This window comes from Brucepastera parasyntrophica (genome assembly GCF_022376835.1).
Taxonomy (GTDB): Bacteria; Spirochaetota; Spirochaetia; order Treponematales; family Treponemataceae; genus Brucepastera; species Brucepastera parasyntrophica.
This window is the reverse complement of record NZ_CP084606.1, coordinates 2,864,145-2,881,279: the sequence shown is the minus strand read 5'-3', so window position 1 is coordinate 2,881,279 and position 17,135 is coordinate 2,864,145. Positions and strand designations below refer to the sequence as shown.

Genomic DNA, 17,135 nt, shown 5'->3' with positions numbered 1-17,135 from the left:
TTGAAAATCACCGGCGGATACCGGATGAGTTACAAAAGCATGGAAACAAAAAGCCATTGTTTGCATAAACATACCGGTCAGGCGACCGGCTGATTGTATGCATACCGGGTTTTATGGAATGTCCCTGCTTATAAAGGAATTCCACGACTTTGACTCCCTGATTTCCGTTCTGAGCATATCAAGTGTTTTCAGGTCCGCCGAAACAGTATTCAGCAGATGCTTTGTATTCATCAGAAGTGTAAAGTTGGCGCGGCTGCCCGTCTCCATATGATGGATCCGTTTTCGGAGAACAGCTTCCTTTTTTTTCAGCTCCGTATATTTTTCACCCAAAAGCTGGGAAACATCCCGTTTCGGCAGATGACAGAGAAAAAGTGTTGCGGTAGATAAAGAGGAATAATCATCCGAATCTCCGGAAAGGAGCAGACGGAGGTTTTCCAGAAAAACAGCTTCACCTTCGGCTGTACTGCTGTATATAACTCTGGTCCGGTCGCTTTCCGCTTTTTCCTGTTTTCCGGCAATATAGCCTTTTTTTACAAGGGCGTTTACCGCGGCGTAAATTGATGAATTGGCCCCGGTCAGCCATTCGGAAAGCCTGAGTTCTTCAAAAATTTTCAGTATCCGGTATGGATTTACCGGATTTTCCCGTACTATGCCAAGGACCAGAAAATGCAGTTTCGTAAGCATTTGTTTCTCCGTTTTATATGCTATGAGTATATAGTATATTATTATAGTAATATATCAGTATAGTAGTATAACGTTATAGTAATGTCAATATTGTTTACAGAAAACAGCATATTTTATTTCCGTCAAAATAAAATATACACCGTGAAAAAGACATGGTATACTGATCAGCAAATATATATGAATCTGTTTATCCGGCACAGTGGCTGCTGCAGGACAATAAAACAATAGCCGGTTCAGGAGGCTGATATTGAAAATGAAAAAGGCTGTTATCAGGCAGCAGGAACATTATATTGCCGGTTTGAAAAAGAAAACGGAAATATTTCTTTCGAATATTGATAAAAGCGGCATAGAAACCATTCTGCTTTCCGGGAGTGCGGCCCGCGGAGATTTCTGGCCGGGAAAATTTGGCGGCATGATTGACCTGACCGTTTTTAAAAAGCAGGGTTCAGGAATAACACCGGAAGAAATTTTTGGCGGGAATGAGGAGCCTGAAATCCCCTTCCATTGTGTGCGGAGGGGAAATGAATGGTTCCAGATCCTTTTCCAGGATAAAATGGATGCGCAGGTTTTCAGAAATTCCGGTGAACCTGCCAAGTCCGCGCTCATGGAATCCGTTGTTCTGTATGATCCGGAAAAACGCTATGAAAAAACCCTCGCGGAAATATATGAGTTTGCCGGGGAAGACCTGCCGATGGCGCTGGCCAATGCGCTTGGGTATATCAATTTTCTGCTCTCCGAATATAAAACAGACCGCTGGGAAAGGCGGGAAGCGTATCCCCAGCTCCATCAGAACCTGGACTCGGCTCTCAGGGAAGGGATAAAAAGCCTGTATTACCTGAACGGAAAATACGCGCCCGCCGAGGACAGAAGACTGTATTACAGTTATGATCTTGAAAAACTTCCCGTCAACTATGAAAAACTCATGAAGAAATTGTACAGACAGAACATTGCTTCACTGAAAGATTACAGGCGCCGGGAGAAAATTTTCAGAAAAGAATTTCTGGGGTTTATCATGTATAAAGCCGGAGCAGATACTGCCGGGGATGGACCGGAAGGGAAAACGCAATCAGGCTGAAACGAAGGAATATATTGACTGTTCCCGTCGCCTTCAATACCATAAAGAAAGTCCTGTTCACGCGTTTCTTTCGGAAATGCCTGTCGGATACATAAACCTAAAAGGCCGGGGAAAAGAATGAATGAACATCCGGAAACGCTGGAATACCGGGAAGAACTGAAAAAGGACTTCACAAAGAATTATATCCGGATAGTCTATGACGGAAAAACCGGGGTGTTCACGGAAATATATTTGTACAATTATGAATACGGAACAGTAACTGTCAGCGGCGGAAAAAAGTCAGTCCACAGATGGGAAGATGAGGATGAAGCGAAATCCCTTTCCGGGATAAACCGGAGATATACCGGTATATTTTTGAATGGTCCGGCAAATGACGGCATGACTGAACAAAAGATTATCAGTGCCGCCAGCGGTTTTCTTAAAGCGGTAAAGCCGGGAAAAAGTGAAATGGAAATCATACGGAAGGCAATTGACGCAATCCGTTCGGCGGCGGAAGAAAAACCTGAATAGCAGTCTTTTCCGTTCCGCGCTTATGCCTCTCCGCTCACCTGCTCTATTTCCTCCGCGGCGGAAAATTCCGGCAATGACTGTTTTTCCGGGCGCCAGGTTTTCATAAGCAGAAGATGGATGGTAACGCCCGTACCGACAGCGGCAAACATGATGGTTGACCAGACCTTTGCCATCGCGAACGCTGACACGGCCAGGAGCAGCCACAGAGAAACAATCCCTCTTACCTTCGCAGCCACCGGGACTCCTTTTTTTGTCCGGTAATTTTCGATGTATGGACCAAAGAACCGGCTTTTCAGGAGCAGATTATAGGCTTTCTGCGAACTGAAGGAAAAGCAAATCCCGGCGAGAAGCACAAATGGCGTGGTCGGCAGAATCGGAAGAAATATCCCGACAGTCCCGAGCAAAAGCGCGAGGACTCCCGCAGCAAGTAGCAGTATTTTTCTCATAATATATTTTTTATCCCCTTTTGTTTTTCAGGCAAAATAAAGCAGATCCGGGCATAACGCCCGGATCTTTGTTATTCATGTTCTTTTGCCTTAGTTGCGTCCATTAATGCCGCGTGATCCAGCTTTGAAAGCTGTTCAGCTTTGGCGGCGTCAAGTTCCATGGCCTTGCATATCCGTTTACCGTAATCAGGATCGGCAAGGAAACAGTGGGCCGCGTGCCGGTATTTTACGTTATCCGTGCAGCCTCCCATGTTGCGCATGGTGTTCTCGGCAAGGACCTGCTTCTGGTCTTCGCTCATAAGCCTGTACAGGTTGCCGGCCTGATAAAAACAGTTATCGGTTTTATCATCCTTCGGTTCATAATGGTCTATGGGACCGTCAGGATCATGGGGAGGCTCACGGAAAGCGTCCTGCTGTGCCCACTCTCCGTAGCTGTTAGGCTCATATCCGATGGTTGACCCGTAATTTCCGTCCACCCGCATCTGGCCGTCACGGTGGTAAGCATGGACAGGGATCTTTGGTTTGTTGACCGGAATAAGGTCGTTATTGACCCCGAGCCGGTAGCGCTGCGCGTCTCCGTATGAAAAAAGCCTGCCCTGGAGAAGTTTGTCCGGCGAAAAACCGATGCCGGGAACAATATGCGCGGGATTGAACGCGGCCTGTTCAACATCGGCAAAATAATTTTCAGGGTTCCTGTTCAGCTCAAGAAGCCCGACTTCAATCAGCGGAAATTCCTTCTGGCTCCACACCTTGGTAATATCGAAGGGATTTTCCTTATGGTTCTTTGCCTGCTCTTCCGTCATAATCTGGAAATACATTTTCCACTGGGGGAAACTTCCTTCATCAATCGCGTGGAAGAGGTCCTTCTGGTGGCTCTCCCGGTCTATGCCGACGAGTTCCGCCGCTTCCTGATCGGTTATAGTTAAAATTCCCTGCTGTGTGCGGAAGTGGAATTTTACCCATACCCGTTCATTCTTCGCGTTGTACAGACTGTAGGCATGGCTTCCGTAGCCGTGCATATGCCGGTAGGACGCGGGAATACCCCGGTCGCTCATGGTTATGGTCACCTGATGAAAAGCCTCAGGCAGGGAAGACCAGAAGTCCCAGTTGTTCTGGGGCGAGCGCATATTGGTTTGCGGGTCACGTTTTATGGCGTGGTTCAGATCGGGGAAACGGAGAGGATCACGGAGGAAAAAGACGGGAGTGTTATTTCCGACAAGGTCCCAGTTACCCTCTTCAGTATAGAATTTTATGGCAAAACCGCGGATATCCCGCTCCGCATCGGCCGCGCCCCGTTCTCCGGCGACGGTTGAAAAACGGACAAATACCTCTGTCTTTTTATTAATTCCGGAAAATACTTTTGCCTTGCTATACTTTGTAACATCGTGGGTAACTGTAAAGGTCCCGAAAGCTCCGCTCCCCTTGGCGTGCATCCGCCGCTCGGGAATAACTTCCCGGTCAAAGTGGGCCAGTTTTTCGAGGAACCATACATCCTGGAGCATCATGGGTCCGCGGGCGCCGGCTGTCAGCGAATTGGTATTATCCGCGACAGGAGCCCCGTTCTCATGAGTCAGTTTCTTGTCCTTCATGAAATTTCTCCTTCTTTCCGTATTTTTGGGGTGTGATCCTGTTTTCCCCTATATATAGTATAAGAAATGCTTTTGCCGGGGAGCAAGTTAAATCCGGCCTGGGGCGCTTTTTTTATGTTTTTTTGTATTTTTTCAGGCCGACGGACGGAGAAGCCGCTTTACTTTGCGGCAGTCTGCGCGGTTTTCTCCGGGCGCGGTAAAAAATGAAGCAGGCACGGGATAAATATCCCTTATCATTTATTCGGGCGCGGAATCAGCAGGGGAAGCAATTCGACTACATTGGAAATTATCGCGTCAGGGACAGCGGAAGAAATTTCGGGAAGGCCCTTTTTCGCGTAATCGTTCCATACTGAAAAGATTCCCAGTTTTTGCGGGGTTTCAATGTCCCAGACAAGATTATCACCGACCATCCAGACTTCTTCGGGCCGCAGCCTGAGCATCTGAAGGGCTTTTTCAAATATCCTCACATCAGGTTTTCCGTAGCCGACTTCGCCTTCTATCAGTATTACTTCAAAAAAACCGGCCAGATTAAACCGGCCCAGCTTTGCCCGCTGTTCGCCGGTAGTTCCGTTGGAAACAAGGCCGAGGCGGAAGCCTTTATTTTTCAGGACGGAAAGCGTTTCAATTGATCCGGGAAATACGCACAAAAGAGTGTCCTTGTACGCGCTGAAATTATCAGCCAGTTCATTTACCAGTTTTTCATCGGAAACGCCAAAGTGATTCAGGGCAAGGGCTGTAATCTCGCGCCGGGCTTTTTTCAGGTCTTTTCTTCCGGCAAGGTGCCGGTCCGCGTCATTCCAGTACCAGTTCCTGGTTTCATGGACTTTTTCAAAAAGTTCTTCGGCGGAAAAATCAAGATCATAATCTTCCGTAAAGTCGCCGCAGCTTTTCCGCCAGGCGTGGCCCGATACATCTTCAAAAGATATGAGCGTATCATCCAAATCAAATAAAACAGCTTTGGGAATTTGAGATATATTTGGTTTCACTGCTATAAGCATAACACATAATGACCCGGATATCAAAGAAATATATAAAAAAGAATAAAATACTCCGCCGCAGAACAGGGCAGACCTTCGGTCCGGGGTATTAGCAGGTCGCGGAAGCTGCCATTACATACCTTACAGAACCAGCCGAAGGCTGATTAAACCCTCGCCTCGAATAAACATGAGGTAAAACCATATATTTTCCTGTATGACTTCCCGGATTTTACGCATCAGCTCAATATTTATTTAATTTTTTTTTAAAAAAAATATTGACATATTGTACTAGTGCATTTATGATTGTACTAGATGAATAGTACAATCATAAACAGAGAAATTACATTTACTCTGGACCCGTCAAACGGGGTGCCGATATACCGGCAGATTATTCAGCAGATCGAACACGCTATCCTGTCCGAACGGCTGAAAACCGGGGACAGGCTCCCCACCATCCGGGCGCTGGCTATCGAACTGAAGATCAATCCGAATACTATCGCAAAAGCGTACGGGGAACTGGAGATCAGGGGAATTCTGGAAACCCAGGTCGGCAGCGGCACCTACATTTCAGATAAACGGCCCGTGCTTGAAGATGACGGAAGAAACCGGCGGATAAGGGAAATTGTCGCCCGGTTTGTCACAGACATGGAAGAACTTGGCGTTGAACGCGCGGAAGCGGTCAGCCTTATAAAAAACTTTAAGGAGGAATAGTATGGAACCACAGAAAAAAAATAATGATAAACCGCGAATCAAGGATTCAAAATATACAAAACGGCGGAGCGATTTTTCAATCAATGCCGCTGGAATAATCCTGTTTATACTGTTTATCAGTTTTTCCGTTATTGTTCTGCTTTTGACAGGGGCCTTGCCGCCGTTAATAGATTTCGGATTACTGCTGGGGGTCCCTGTCGCGGCCCTTCTCCTGATGGTGCTTTTTTCACGCTGGGCGGCCGCGATAAAAATATGCATTATTGCGGCCTGTGTGCTTGCAGTATGCGCGGTCCCGCAGCTGGCGCTTACCCTCCTCTTCGCGGCGGCGGCTGTTCTTATTGCTCCATCCATACAGAAGATGGAAGAATGGGAACGGGCCATTGTACTCCGGTTCGGACGCTTTCACCGCATACAAGGCCCCGGCCTGTTTTTTCTTATTCCGGTTGCGGACCGTGTCGCGAAAATTGTTGACCTCCGCATACGTGTAACTGATTTCTCTGCGCAGGAAACCCTGACCCGGGATTCGGTTACAGTAACTGTTGACGCGATATGCTTCTGGCTGGTATGGGATCCGGAAAAGGCGGTCTGCGAAGTACAGAATTACGAGGAAGCTGTAATTCTCTCTTCAAAAACAGCCCTCCGCAATGCCATCAGCAGTCACGATCTTTCCACCTTTCTGGAACGGGGAGATGTAATTGAAAAACAGATCAGAACCGATGTTGACGGAAAAACAACTGAATGGGGTATTACCGTGCAGCATATTGAAATTACCGATATCCAGATACCGGAACATTTGCAGGATTCCCTGAGCAGGCTGGCCCAGGCGGAACGGGAGAAAAACAGCCGCATCCTGCTCGCGGAAGCCGAAATCCAGATAGCGAACAGACTAGAGGAAGCTGTCAAAATATATTCGAAGAACGAACCAGCCATGAAACTGAAGATTCTTTCAATACTGAATGAGGGACTGAAAGCAGGCAATTCCATGATGCTGGTACCCAATTCAATTACCGAGGAACTGCAGGCAAATGATATTTTCGGCCTCCAGGCTCTTTCGGAACTGAAAAAAGAAAAGGAAAAGAAAGGAGAACAGGAATGACTGTTGTAAAAACGAATAATCTGGTCAAGGATTACAGTCTGAATGGAATAACCGTACACGCGCTGAGGGGAGTAAATCTCGGTTTTGAAGCGGGAGAATTTTCCGCAATCGCCGGCCCTCAGGAAGCGGAAAGTCAACTTTTCTGCACCTCGTCGGATGCCTTGATGCGCTCAGTTCAGGTTCCATTCTCATTGAGGAAACGGATATAGCCTCGCTCAGTAAAAAGGAACTTGCGCTGATACGGCGGAACAATATCGGTTTTATCTTTCAGGCTTATAACCTGATTCCCGTTTTGTCTGTTCTGGAAAACATATCCTTCCCGCTTGTTTTGCTTGGGTTTGATAAACATGAAATCAGAGAACGCTCCATGGCAGCGCTCAGGGATGTCGGACTAGAAGGAATGGAAAACCGGCGGCCAAAGGAAATGTCGGGCGGGCAGCAGCAGCGTGTCGCTATTGCGCGGGCACTGGTAAAAAAGCCGGCGCTCATTCTCGCGGATGAGCCGACCGCAAATCTTGATTCAACAACAGGAAAGGAAATCCTTGAACTCATGCTTAATCTAAACCGCAGCGCGGGGACCACCTTTATATTTTCCACCCATGATCAGATGGTTATGGATTACGCCCGGCGTATTATTATGCTCAGGGACGGACAAGTCGAGTCGGAGACAGTCAGGTAATGAAAACATCATTTTTTTCCATTGCAGGAATGGCTTTCCGTAATCTTTCCCGTCACCGGGTTAAAACGGTTATTACCACTCTGGCAATAGCAATCAGTGTATCCATGTATATTTTTGTGGACGGCTGGCTTTTGGGGATCAATCTTGACTCGGAACGCAATATTGTGAGTTATGAAATCGGGGCCGATAAAATACAAACCCATTTGTATTTTGAAAAAAAGGATGATCTTCCCATGTATGAAAATTTTTCAGGCTGGGAAACCTATGCCGAAGTCCTGAATGAAAAAGGTTACGATTCCGCGCCCCGGTTTGTATTCACCGGAACCCTTTATTCGGCGACCGGGTCCGCGCCGATGGAATTCAACGCGGTCGATCCGGAAGCGGAGATAAGACTTTTACGTTACGCAAACTATATGGAATCCGGACGTTTTATCGAGCCGGACGGTTTTGAAATTGCGCTCGGAACAATGGCCGCCGAAAAACTGAAAACAGGAATTCCCCAGCGTCCGGCGGAAAGTGAACTGAAAACGGATATTCTGAATTACGCGAGGGATCAGGAAGAACGCGATTTTATCCTGTCGCTCTATGAGCCTGCGTCTTCAAGAAAAAAAGGCATGGAATTTTTTGCGCAAAAAGAAGATCCGTCTGAAAACATTGAAGAACGCTTTATCCTGAAGGAGACGGTTTCCGCCGCCGATCTCAACCGCTTCTGGAATATACTCGCGGAAGGCGGACGGATGGATGTACGGATTTCAACCGTCATTGATATAAAAGCGGCGCCGGAAGTCCTGCGCAGTGAAAAAATAGAAAACGATCTTTCGGAAATAGTAACGCCGGATGAATTACGCACAATTTTATCCGCATATGAACAGGACCCGCTGACCGGGGATTTTTATCTTGTAAATGAAGATGAGGCCTTCCTGAAAAAATCCTCGATATAATGATCAGGGCTGATTATTCCGGGGCGGTCAGGCATGTCAATCAGCTGGTCGATGCGGTTGTTGTCGGGGTCATAAATTCACCGAACCCGAAAAACAACGCCAATGTCGGATATCTTCCGCTTAATGTGTTGCAGGATGAGGCCGGCCTCATGCTTGAAGGGCATATCACTGAATTGCTCATCCGTGAAAAAGGGGCAAACGACGCATCCCTCCCCGGTAAAAAGGAGTCCCCTGGGGCTGTGCAGGCGGCCCTTGTCTCCGGACTCGCTGACAGAGGGCGGACACTTCCTTCCGAACTCGGCGTTTACGGCTGGAAGGATTACGCGGCGGATTATCTCGCGGTATCAAATGCCGACGCGGTTTCCACACAGCTTATGATTATTCTTCTGTTCATTCTCTCCTTTATCGGAATAGCGAATACCATGCTCATGGCTATACTGGAACGGACCAGGGAAATCGGGATGCTGAGAGCCCTTGGAATGACTGACGGTCAGCTTCTCCTTTCTTATATGCTTGAGGCGGGGGCCGCAGGATTACTCGGATCGATCGCCGGAGTAATTATAGGCTGTCTGATTAATATACCAATGGTCAAATACGGTCTGGACTTTTCTTCGATTACGATGGAAGCCGGCGGAGATTTCGGTTACCGGGTAGCGTCCTATTTCAGGGCGGCGTGGAATGTCCCCGTCATTATCGGTACGGGTATAGTAGCGACGCTGCTGTCATCTGCTATGGCGTTTTTCCCGACCAGGCGGGCGTTAAAAATGCCGGTCACGGACAGTCTGCGGTTTGACTGATATATCAGGAGTATAGTATGGAACTTTCAAAAAAAAGAGAGGCGGGTTTCTGACCCTGAAAAAAATAGCATACAGAAATATCTGGAGGAACCTCCGCCGGACTATTCTCTGCATCGCTGCCGTTGGTATCGCTGTTTTCTTCAATATATTTATGCAATCGATGATGGACGGAATGATAAAAGGAATTGAAGATGTTGTCCGTGTTTTTGACACAGGCCATGTGAATGTAGTATCATCGCTGTTCGAAGAAGACAAGGAATACTATCCTGTCCAGTTTCCGGTAGCTGACGGAAGGAGTACCGGAGAATTGATCCGGGAAATAGAAGCTGTTCCCGGAGTAAAAGCAGTTCTTCCGAGAATCAACGCCTACGCTACCCTGTCCGACAGTTTAATCAAACACGCGTTTTTATGGGGAATCGATATAGACCGCGAAAAAGAAATCAATAATTTCAATCTGACTGACAGGAGCGATGGTCTTGTGACCGGAAGATACCCGCAAAAAGGAAGCAATGAATGCGCGATTGGTGTTTATATGGCAAAAAAAGCGGGGCTCGCCATAGGCGACAGAATCCCGCTCAAAGTAGTGTCCGCCCAGTTTTCCGATAAATACTGGAGCCCTGAAATTGTGGGGATTTTTGAATACGATTACCGCAAATATGACGAACAGGTAATCATGGTATCCTTTGACCGTCTTCAGAAACTTCTTGTTCTTGATGAAGGTACCCAGCAGCTTTTCATATATGCCGACAATGAAAAGGATACAAGAAATATTGCCGGAAAGGTAAAAGCCCTGCTGGGGGACGGCAATGTTATAAGGGAATGGCAGGATAATTACTGGGTTGTCGTAATGCAGCAGAGTACAATTATTTTTGTTATCATCTTCCTGGTATTTCAGATTGTCGCAAGTTTCCTGATAATAAATACGGTGGTTATGATAATCCATGAACGGATCAAGGAAATTGGAATGATGGGAGCCCTCGGGATGACACGATCGGAAATTGTTATGGTATTCTTTTTTGAAGCTGTGTTTCTCAGTATAATAGGTTCTCTGGCCGGCTGTATTGTCGGGGGTCTTTCTACCTGGATCGGGTCATTCTTCCCGATCAGTTTTGACACGTTCACCGGCGGAGGCTTAAAGGAATTCCCGATGGCGGGAACTATCTTTCTCAATTTTTCGCCGGTATATATTGTACAGGGATTTCTTTTCGGTGTGATTATTTCAGCGATATGTACAATAATCCCCTCCCTGAAAAGCGCCTTTATTGAACCGGTGGAAGCCCTGAGGCGCTGAATTGTTTAATCGGAGCGAACTATGAAAAATCGAAAATCGGAATTATTCTGCCGGAGAAAATTATTTATTGCCTTTCTGATTGTCCTGCAGGCGCTTTTTCTCGTGTACGCAATAATCAGCACAAGCAGAAGTTCCGAACTCATCGGATGGGCTCTCTCTCTACTCAGTGTTCTGGTCGCGCTGTATATAATAAACAAAAGGGACAAGGACGCATACAAACTGACCTGGGTTTTCCTCATCCTGCTTTTTCCGATATTCGGCGGGCTGTTTTATCTTTTTTTTACCGCGCAGACTTCTACAAAAAAGTTTGAAAAGAAGCTCGCTGTCATCGAATCGCAAAGCAGGGACCGCTTTCTGCTTCCGGGCAACCATTTTGAAACAGCCTGCAGGGACGCCCCCGAGCATATTCCCCAGATACGGTACCTGCAGGATTTTGCCGGCTTTCCCATATACAGCCGCACCGCGACAAAATATCTGACGCCGGGTGAAATGAAATTTGAATATCTGCTCGAAGAATTGAAAAAGGCTGAAAAATATATTTTCCTTGAATACTTTATTATCAGGGAAGGCATCATGTGGAACGCGATCCTTGATATACTTAAGGAAAAGGCCGCGAACGGCGTGGAAGTCAGGGTAATGTATGATGACGTCGGAGTTTTTTTTGATCTTCCTCATAAGTACCCGCAAAAACTGCAGAGCCTGGGAATACAGTGCATCGCGTTCAACCCATTCAAACCTTTTCTGACAACCAAGCAGAATAACAGGGACCACAGAAAAATCGCGTCAATCGACGGAAAGGTGGCTTTTACCGGAGGCATAAACATTGCCGATGAATATATAAACGCGATAGACAAACACGGCCACTGGAAAGACGCCTCAATAATGATAACGGGCGAAGCCGCGTGGAGCCTAACTCTCATGTTCCTGCAAATGTGGGACTTAAGCACACCTGATACGGAAGATTATTCAAAATACTATCCCTGGAAGGAAGAAGAATGTACGGTTTCCGCTGATGGCCTTGTCCAGCCTTACGCTGACAGTCCGATGGACACGGAAAATGTCGGCGAACACGTATATCTGCAGATCATAAACACGGCAAAAAAGTATGTGTATATAAACACACCCTACCTCATAATAGATAACAGTATGCTCTCGGCCCTGCGGCTTGCGGCAAAGAGCGGTGTCGATGTGAGGATTGTTACGCCCCACCGCTGGGACAAACGCATTGTTCATATCACAACACGGTCTTACTACAGGGACCTTATTGAGGCGGGCGTCAAAATATATGAATACACGGACGGGTTCATTCATTCAAAAACTTTTGTTTCAGATGATACTGTTGCGACAGTAGGAACGACAAATCTTGATTTCAGGAGTCTGTATCTGCATTTTGAATGCGGAGTATGGATGTATAAAACTTCATCGGTAATGGAAGTAAAGGATGATTTTCTGCTGACTCTTGAAAAATGCCATCAGATTACCGAACAGGACTGCAAAAGCAGTTTTTTTCCGCGGCTGCTTCAGGATGTACTGCGCATCTTCGCGCCCCTGATGTAAGCGGACAGACCGCTGAATACGCAGGGAATACAATTCAGAAGACAGGTGTCTTTGAACTATTGCATTATATAATACGGGAATTAAAACTCCCTGCAGAAAAATACAGGAGGTATTTTCAATGAAAAAAAACATCTGCATTGCAGTATTACTCTCTCTCGCCGCCGTTTCAGTTTTTCACCTTTTTGGACAGCAGAATTTATCAGCGCCGGATATTCTCAAAAAATTGATGATAATGAAGTATATGACACTATTCAGTATGAAGGCGAGATGATAATTGAATATCAGAATAAAACCTATGTAAAAAAAATGAAGGCATCAGCAAAGGGTAATTCCGACAGCTTTATCGAATTCACAAACCCGGAAGACAGGGGCACCAAATATCTCAAAAAGGGCGGGCGCCTGTATGTATACTCGCCGGATAATGAGCAGGTTATGCTCATATCGGGACACATGCTCAAGGAATCAATGATGGGCTCAGACCTCTCCTATGAGGATACGATCAATAATGAAAAACTCTCGGACCGCTATACTCCCGTTTTAAGCGGAAGCGAAACATGGAACGGGAGGGAAGTCTGGGTACTTGATCTGACCGCGAAGAAAAAAACGGAGAGTTATCCCAAACAGAAGCTTTGGGTTGACAAGGAAAATTTTGATCTCCTGCATTATGAACTGTACGCGCTCTCGGGAGCAAAGCTGAAAGAATATACACTGATCCGGGCGGAAAACTTCGGCGGCCGCCGGTTCCCGGTAGAATCTGAAATGCGCGACCTTCTCCGCAAGGGGAGCAAAACAACCTTTGTCATGAACAGCATTCTTCTTGATGAACCCATTTCCGATTCCGTTTTCAGCATGAGGAATCTTGAACGATGAAAAAAACGCCGCTTCTGCTCTTGCTGCTTCTCTGTCTGTCCGCGGAGGTTTTCGCTCAGGCGCCTGTCCTGTCAGGCTTGCTTGATACAAAACTCACGCTTGCCGGCGGAAGCGATCCGTCCGAGATCAGATTCGGCGCTGAAGAATATGCGAATCTCCGCCTGAAGGTGAATGTCGGCGAGCGCGCCTCGGTTTTCACTTCATTCAATCTGACCGCAGCGGCGGGCAGCACGGCCCTTGTCGCTTCAATGCTGAATAACTCGCCGGCGCACTCTTTGCCCCTCACGGCGTTCAGCGGAGGAGAAAACTATATTGCCGCGCTCGAGCTGGAACGCCTCTACTTCAGAATAAACAGCGAACTGCTTGATGTCGAGGCAGGCCTCATGCGGCTTGCCTTCGGATACGGACAGGTATGGGGTCCGTCTGATTTTCTGAATCCGAGAAATCCGCTCCACCCGGACGCGCGGCCGCGCGCAATCCTCGGAAGCTCAGTTTCGCTGTATCCTTCCGATACTTCAAAAATACAGGCCTTTGCAGCCGCCCCGAAGAACGCGTTTGAACAGGACGGCAACGGAGCGCTGTTCGGCCTGTCCGGCGACAAACACTGGGACAGGGCAAGTGTTCAGCTGCTATACACTTATGAAATTCCAAAAGCGGAAACTCCGGACGGACTGCATTACGCGGGCCTTTCGGTAAAGGCGGAAGTGGAACTTGGCCTCACCGCGGAAGTTTTCTATATGTACGATAACCGCGACCGCGCGGGCTTTGACGGAATCGCGGCAAGCGCGGGCTTTGATTATTCCTTTTTTGACGGCAGCCTGTATATTCTGGCTGAATATTTTTTCAGCGGAAAAAAATCATTTTCATCAGCCGTTTATGAAAAAAGAAATTACCTGTACGCGATGCTGATGTACCGGTTTAATGATTATACGAACGCCAGCCTTTCCTGCGTAGCGGGGCTCGATGATATTTCCTTTTCGCCTGTTATCGGGTTTGAGCATGATCTTTTTCAGGGAGCGACCCTGAGCTTTACGGGACGCGTACCGCTTGACCGTGACACCTTTTCCGGGAACGAAAAACACGGGGAACTCGGACCTGATTCGACCGATACCAGCTTTGAAATCACCGCGAAACTCAGAATGAGGTTCTGAAACTGTGTCCGCAAATGGAACCGACTGTCAGTCGGTTCCACCGCTTCCGCTTTCTTACTAACTGACCGCAAGTCGGTTCAGTCCTTCAGGACTATGTTTCTTATTCCGCTGAATCATCCTTTCCGTCATCCTTTTTCTTCTGGCCCGACACGCCTGTAATGCGTTCCCATATAAAGGTTATACCCAGGCCTGCGAAGCCAAGCGCCAGAACAAAAACAAGGGCAATAAGATAAAACGAGACGGTCCATTCAAGGGCATACCACGCGCGGCTCAGTATAAATGAAAGCGATATTCCGCCCGTCTTTTTCTGTTCCTGTGTTTCCCGCAGGGTAAACTCAACCGTACACAGGGACAGGCTTTCATCAAAGACGCCCAGGGACACGTCGGCCAGCATAATCTGTTCCTCGGTTTCCAGGATCATGCTTTCAAGGGCGAGAAAGTCCGATATGTCCCCGCCCCTGGTTTTAAGGGCGCTGTAAGCGTCCTTTGTTTTTATCAGAAAATCCCGGTGGGAAAGCAGAAACCGGAAATCTTCCGTTTTATCGGTTTTTGTGACGGAAAAACCGGTGGGCGTCCCGATTTCCTTAAGGCCCTCTACCAGCTCGTCAAATTTCGCGGGAGAAACACCGGCTGAAATCCACAGACTCCGGTAGCCTTCCAGTCCCTGGGACCTTTCCGTCTGAATAATTCCGCTGAAACCGGCGATTCTCTCTCTGATGAGGTTTTCATCGTTTTCAAAATCAGTACTGTCTGAAGTCATATTTGAAACCATTTCATACTTCTGGTCGTAGTTGACCGACGCCCCAGCCGCGCCCTCAATCTTTTGCCTGGCGGTTGCGTAATTCTGGGTCTTTCCTGTCATGTTTGACATATCATAGTATGAAGCGGTGCTGTATGATGATTCATAACTTGTTGCGCCCGAATACCGGCTTCCGTAAAGTTCGTAGATAAACCTCAGAATGAAAACAGCGGCAAAAATGACAATCAGAATCAGAAAAACACGCTTTAATAACTTGACTTTCATATGTATACTCCAGTAAAAATATTGCTGTCCGGAAAGAACCGGATACTTCAGTATACAGCAGGAAAAACACCGGCGCAATAAAATACTCCGCCGCAGAGCAGGCCTTCGGTCTGGGGTATTCGCAGGTCGCGGAAGCGGCCATTAAATCATTTCCTTACAGAACCAGCCGAAGGCTGATTAAACCCTCGCCCCGAATAAATATGGAGTTTATTCTTTATAAAAGGAAAGGATAGACTTGCGGATCGGCAAAAATGGGTTATAATTACAGAAACTGCGATAAAATACCCCGCCGCGGAGCAGGGCAGACCTTCGGTCTGGGGTATTCGCAGGCCGCGCAAGCGGCCGTTAAATCATTACCTTCGCCCCGAATAAAAGGATCCGACATGAGCAAGATAACAAACGAACCGAAAAACAGGAATGTCCTGATCCGCAAGGTCCGGGAACTGCTGGAACACCGCGCCCTGTGGATGTATTTTCTGTGTGATGAGGCTGAAAAAAAAGGCCTCAATCCCGATGAATATGCCTCCGAGGCAATCCGGCGGTGCGGTCTGTACCAGGGAAAGGGGCTGATTGAAAAGGGAAAAACAACCAGTCTCAAAGGCCTGAAAAAGAAACAGTTCTCAAAACCGGCGCGAATGATCTTTGAAATGAAAATTCTCAGAAGTACGGATGATAATCTCGATGTTGATTTTCATTACTGCCCGCTGGTTAAAGCCTGGCAAAAACAGGGCTGCGGCGATGAACAGATCAGCAAACTCTGTGATTTCGCAATGTACGGTGACCGCGGAATCGCCGAGAGCTACGGCTGCGAGCTGGAACTTCCAAAGACTATTGCCCGCGGCGATGAGGCCTGCGAAATACGGTTTATCCGGAAAAAATAATTTTTTGCGCGGCCCCCTCTATCAGAAAATTCTCCGGGGGCTGTCCAATAAGTAACAAACTTACTGGACAGCCCTGTGCTTATCTTTTTTCTTCCGGCATGATATACTTATATAATGAAATGCAGCAATGGAATACATACGGAATCGGTATCAATGGAGTCTTATGACAGAATGGCAAAGTATTACGCGGGCTTTGTTGACACCAAGGCTTACAATGCCTATTACGAACGCCCCGCGATGCTTTCGCTTATGCCTGATGTTAACGAAAAAAAAGCGCTCGACGCGGGATGCGCCGGCGGGTGGTATACGGAATGGCTCCTCAATCACGGCGCCGAGGTAACAGCGCTGGACTTCAATGAAACAATGATTGAAATAACCCGGGAAAGAACAGGGAACAGGGCTGCTCTGTTCAGGGCCGATTTAAATAACCCCCTGCCCTTTCTTGAAAACGAATCAATGGACCTGATTGTGGCTTCCCTTGTGCTTCATTATCTGAAAGACTGGACAACCGCGCTTGGAGAATTTTTCAGGATTCTGAAAAAAAACGGCCGTCTGCTTTTTTCCGTCCATCATCCCTTTGCCGATTATCTGTTATTCAACCGTGAAAATTATTTTACCACCGAGTTAATCACCGACACCTGGTCAATGGGTGAAGAAAGCATAGAAGTAGAGTTTTTCGCGAGGCCGCTGAACAGGGTTCTGCAGCCCGTCGCCGACGCGGGCTTTACGATCGAAACGGTAGCGGAACCCTTTCCAACGGAAGATTTCAAAAAAAGCAGCAGTGAAGCCTACGAGCGGCTGCTGAAAAAGCCCCAGTTCCTTTTTATCAGCGCCGCGAAAAAATCATGCTGAAATA

General features: G+C 47.4%; 19 protein-coding genes. 14 read left to right on the top strand and 5 right to left on the bottom strand.

Annotated features, from left to right (window positions below; genetic code table 11):
- Positions 1–111: 111 nt before the first annotated feature.
- Positions 112–684, bottom strand: coding sequence for a PadR family transcriptional regulator (locus K7I13_RS13825; RefSeq protein WP_255946602.1), 573 nt, complete (start codon positions 682–684; stop codon positions 112–114).
- A 253-nt stretch (positions 685–937) separates the two neighbouring features.
- Here K7I13_RS13825 and K7I13_RS13820 point away from each other — a divergent pair, with 253 nt between their 5' ends.
- Together K7I13_RS13820 and K7I13_RS13815 are read left to right on the top strand one after the other, a co-directional pair.
- A complete protein-coding gene (locus K7I13_RS13820; RefSeq protein WP_255946600.1) occupies positions 938–1,759 on the top strand; it encodes a hypothetical protein in 822 nt (273 codons plus the stop codon).
- A gap of 117 nt (positions 1,760–1,876) precedes the next feature.
- Complete coding sequence (locus K7I13_RS13815) at positions 1,877–2,269, top strand: hypothetical protein (RefSeq protein ID WP_255946598.1); 393 nt, start codon at positions 1,877–1,879, stop codon at positions 2,267–2,269.
- Positions 2,270–2,289: 20 nt separating this feature from the next.
- Here K7I13_RS13815 and K7I13_RS13810 read toward each other — a convergent pair whose 3' ends face one another.
- The 3 genes from K7I13_RS13810 to K7I13_RS13800 form a co-directional block, all read right to left on the bottom strand.
- Positions 2,290–2,715 carry a YbaN family protein gene (locus tag K7I13_RS13810; RefSeq protein ID WP_255946596.1) on the bottom strand — a complete coding sequence of 142 codons (426 nt, stop codon included), beginning with the start codon at positions 2,713–2,715 and terminating at the stop codon, positions 2,290–2,292.
- A gap of 71 nt (positions 2,716–2,786) precedes the next feature.
- On the bottom strand, positions 2,787–4,304 hold the full coding sequence (locus K7I13_RS13805) for a catalase (protein WP_255946595.1): 1,518 nt from the start codon (positions 4,302–4,304) through the stop codon (positions 2,787–2,789).
- A 233-nt stretch (positions 4,305–4,537) separates the two neighbouring features.
- The gene (locus K7I13_RS13800; RefSeq protein ID WP_255946594.1) at positions 4,538–5,290 is read right to left on the bottom strand and encodes an HAD family hydrolase; all 753 of its coding nucleotides are present in this window, start codon (positions 5,288–5,290) and stop codon (positions 4,538–4,540) included.
- Positions 5,291–5,593: 303 nt separating this feature from the next.
- Here K7I13_RS13800 and K7I13_RS13795 point away from each other — a divergent pair, with 303 nt between their 5' ends.
- The 10 genes from K7I13_RS13795 to K7I13_RS13755 all read left to right on the top strand — a co-directional run bounded on the left by K7I13_RS13795 (position 5,594) and on the right by K7I13_RS13755 (position 14,374).
- Positions 5,594–5,992, top strand: a complete 399-nt coding sequence (locus K7I13_RS13795; protein ID WP_255946593.1) for a GntR family transcriptional regulator — start codon at positions 5,594–5,596, stop codon at positions 5,990–5,992.
- 1 nt (position 5,993) lies between these two features.
- Positions 5,994–7,088, top strand: a complete 1,095-nt coding sequence (locus tag K7I13_RS13790) for a slipin family protein (RefSeq protein ID WP_255946592.1) — start codon at positions 5,994–5,996, stop codon at positions 7,086–7,088.
- Positions 7,085–7,297, top strand: a complete 213-nt coding sequence (locus K7I13_RS15785) for a hypothetical protein (protein WP_369413681.1) — start codon at positions 7,085–7,087, stop codon at positions 7,295–7,297. Before K7I13_RS13790 ends, K7I13_RS15785 begins: the two co-directional genes overlap by 4 nt.
- Positions 7,231–7,767, top strand: a complete 537-nt coding sequence (locus K7I13_RS13785) for an ABC transporter ATP-binding protein (protein ID WP_369413763.1) — start codon at positions 7,231–7,233, stop codon at positions 7,765–7,767. The genes K7I13_RS15785 and K7I13_RS13785 overlap by 67 nt, the downstream gene beginning before the upstream one ends.
- On the top strand, positions 7,767–8,708 hold the full coding sequence (locus K7I13_RS13780; RefSeq protein WP_255946591.1) for a hypothetical protein: 942 nt from the start codon (positions 7,767–7,769) through the stop codon (positions 8,706–8,708). The genes K7I13_RS13785 and K7I13_RS13780 overlap by 1 nt, the downstream gene beginning before the upstream one ends.
- Positions 8,708–9,505, top strand: a complete 798-nt coding sequence (locus K7I13_RS13775; RefSeq protein WP_255946590.1) for an ABC transporter permease — start codon at positions 8,708–8,710, stop codon at positions 9,503–9,505. Before K7I13_RS13780 ends, K7I13_RS13775 begins: the two co-directional genes overlap by 1 nt.
- 49 nt (positions 9,506–9,554) lie before the next feature.
- Positions 9,555–10,796 (top strand): ABC transporter permease, encoded by a 1,242-nt coding sequence (locus tag K7I13_RS13770; protein ID WP_255949349.1) that lies wholly within the window; start codon positions 9,555–9,557, stop codon positions 10,794–10,796.
- A gap of 21 nt (positions 10,797–10,817) precedes the next feature.
- On the top strand, positions 10,818–12,353 hold the full coding sequence (gene cls, locus K7I13_RS13765; protein WP_255946589.1) for a cardiolipin synthase: 1,536 nt from the start codon (positions 10,818–10,820) through the stop codon (positions 12,351–12,353).
- A gap of 267 nt (positions 12,354–12,620) precedes the next feature.
- Complete coding sequence (locus K7I13_RS13760; protein WP_255946588.1) at positions 12,621–13,223, top strand: outer membrane lipoprotein-sorting protein; 603 nt, start codon at positions 12,621–12,623, stop codon at positions 13,221–13,223.
- Positions 13,220–14,374, top strand: a complete 1,155-nt coding sequence (locus K7I13_RS13755; RefSeq protein WP_255946587.1) for a hypothetical protein — start codon at positions 13,220–13,222, stop codon at positions 14,372–14,374. The genes K7I13_RS13760 and K7I13_RS13755 overlap by 4 nt, the downstream gene beginning before the upstream one ends.
- A 100-nt stretch (positions 14,375–14,474) precedes the next feature.
- Here K7I13_RS13755 and K7I13_RS13750 read toward each other — a convergent pair whose 3' ends face one another.
- Positions 14,475–15,398, bottom strand: a complete 924-nt coding sequence (locus tag K7I13_RS13750; protein ID WP_255946585.1) for a DUF4349 domain-containing protein — start codon at positions 15,396–15,398, stop codon at positions 14,475–14,477.
- Positions 15,399–15,781: 383 nt separating this feature from the next.
- On the opposite strand from K7I13_RS13750, the gene K7I13_RS13745 reads away from it, so the two are divergent.
- Both K7I13_RS13745 and K7I13_RS13740 read left to right on the top strand, forming a co-directional pair.
- Positions 15,782–16,279 carry an L-2-amino-thiazoline-4-carboxylic acid hydrolase gene (locus K7I13_RS13745; protein ID WP_255946583.1) on the top strand — a complete coding sequence of 166 codons (498 nt, stop codon included), beginning with the start codon at positions 15,782–15,784 and terminating at the stop codon, positions 16,277–16,279.
- 153 nt (positions 16,280–16,432) lie between these two features.
- Positions 16,433–17,131, top strand: a complete 699-nt coding sequence (locus K7I13_RS13740) for a class I SAM-dependent methyltransferase (protein WP_255946581.1) — start codon at positions 16,433–16,435, stop codon at positions 17,129–17,131.
- Positions 17,132–17,135 lie beyond the last annotated feature (4 nt).